3 protein-coding genes are annotated in these 2014 nt (G+C 48.1%); all 3 read left to right on the forward strand.

The window, feature by feature from the left end; translation table 11 throughout:
- Positions 1–805: hydroxymethylbilane synthase (hemC, locus tag OEY64_13375; protein ID MDH5543934.1), on the forward strand; the 805-nt coding region annotated here is incomplete at its 5' end.
- Positions 806–1042: 237 nt separating this feature from the next.
- Positions 1043–1705, forward strand: coding sequence for a hypothetical protein (locus OEY64_13380; protein ID MDH5543935.1), 663 nt, complete (start codon positions 1043–1045; stop codon positions 1703–1705).
- A 96-nt stretch (positions 1706–1801) separates the two neighbouring features.
- Positions 1802–2014, forward strand: a 213-nt coding sequence (locus tag OEY64_13385; GenBank protein ID MDH5543936.1) for an SLC13/DASS family transporter, incomplete at its 3' end; no start/stop codon positions are given.

A 2014-nucleotide genomic window follows, 5' to 3' on the forward strand; every position in this document is an offset into this window, starting at 1 on the left:
CGACAAAATCCTCGATGTCCCTCTTGCAAAGGTAGGGGGCAAAGGGCTCTTCACTAAAGAGATCGAGGAATCGCTTCTCAGAAACGAAACCGACCTTGCTGTGCATAGTCTAAAAGATGTGCCGACAGTTGTTCCGAATGGCCTGAAAGTCGAAGTTATCACCGAAAGAGAAAATCCCTACGATGTACTCGTAAGCAGAGGAGTAAAATTTCTGGATCTTCCGCCAGGAGCGAAAGTTGGAACCAGTTCCCTTCGACGAAGATCACAGATAAAGAGAGTAAGGCCCGATCTCGTAATCGTTGACATCAGGGGCAACGTGCAGACCCGGCTGAAAAAACTTGAAACTGAAAATCTCGACGCAATAATTCTTGCGGCCGCTGGCATGATAAGAATGGGTTATCAGGATGAGATTACCGAATACCTGGATGAATCACTTGTACTCCCTGCTGTCGGGCAAGGCGCCGTAGCTATCGAAACAAGGGTGAACGATCCCAAAGTTGAAGAGATAGTCCAAAGACTGCACCATCTGCCTACCGCATACTGCACCATCGCGGAGAGGGCGTTCCTAAGAAAGCTGGAAGGTGGTTGCCAGGTTCCTATTGCCGCATTCGGCAAGGTCGATGGCGATACGCTTTCACTTGAAGGGCTAGTCGCTGATCTTGATGGACAGCGCATTATAAGAGAAACAATTTCAGGCTCGGTGAGTGATGCTGTTTCGATTGGTGAACGCCTCGGCGACCTGCTCCTTGAACAGGGCGCAAAGGAAATTCTCGACGAAGTCTTCGGCAACAACGAAGAGTCGTAAGCGCTTAATAAAACATCGTCCCGACAGGGAAGCATAATAAAGCGTGGCGATAAACTCGCCGCACCTCCACGCAGACTCCGTTTCAATTTTTATTTCAGCTGGACTTACCACCCCTGCCTTTTATAACATCAGGAAATGTATTACCACAAGGGAACATTCGGCGTAATCAATAGACTCGCCTCCGCATTGATATTCCTTATCATTTTTATTTACTGCGGTTCAGCCGATGCTCGGGCATTGAAGACAAACGCGGTGAAAGATTATCCGCTACGCGAGATAGATAGACCGCTTACGATGCCTTCGCAATTGACCGATATCGGCTTTTCTTTTTTATCGGGAAAAAACTCATCCGGCGCGGAAGATGCCTGGGTTGGAATGTTCATGAATTGGCACATCGGAATTACGGACAACATTGAGATGGAAAATCTCGGTCTCAACTACTCCGGCAAGCTTTACGAAAACGAATATCTTATCGGAGCCCATGCCCTGGGGGTCGGAATGTCAAGCGATCGATTGGTAAGTGCGCCTCTCAAAGCACAATTCAAGTTAAGACATTACGTTGACCGTAATTTCTCCCTCCTAATGGAAATAATCGAAAGGAGGATATATGAGGAAGGGGTCAATGCTGCGCAAAGCATCCGCTTTTCGGCGGGAGGGATTTTCCAGTTTACGGATAATCTCGCTCTAACAGTCAAAGCCGGCTACGGCGGGTATTTGACCGACAACAGACCGGATAACGCCAACATCGCAACGGAGCTTAACATTAACAACAGACATTACTTTGATATTACGCTTTTTGCGGGGTACAGCTTCATCGATGAAAAGGAGAGATGGGATAAAAAGTTGTTTGATGAAAACAGAAGGTCGATGGGCGGAATTCGCGCCAGCATGAAATTTTAGCCCGACGTTCCTCTCCCCTTTTTAATGAGCAACATCTTGCTGTTTTCCGGTATCCTGTTTGTCAATGCGACATAATTACGAAGAGAGAATTTCAGCGTGAGCGATGAAGAACTGACGAGCCCGCAAAATACCGTGAGAATGGCTGGCCTTATTGGAGGCGTTGTAGCCTCTGCGCTTTTTCTTTATGCATTTGACCTCGACCCGGCCCACCCGGAGATAACAAGAACCGCCGCCGTAGTTTTACTAATGGCGATATGGTGGATTACCGATGCTGTTCCTCTCTGGGCCACGGCGCTTCTCCCGGTATTC

The organism is Nitrospinota bacterium, from assembly GCA_029881495.1.
In the GTDB taxonomy this organism is placed as follows: Bacteria; Nitrospinota_A; UBA7883; order JACRGQ01; family JACRGQ01; genus JAOUMJ01.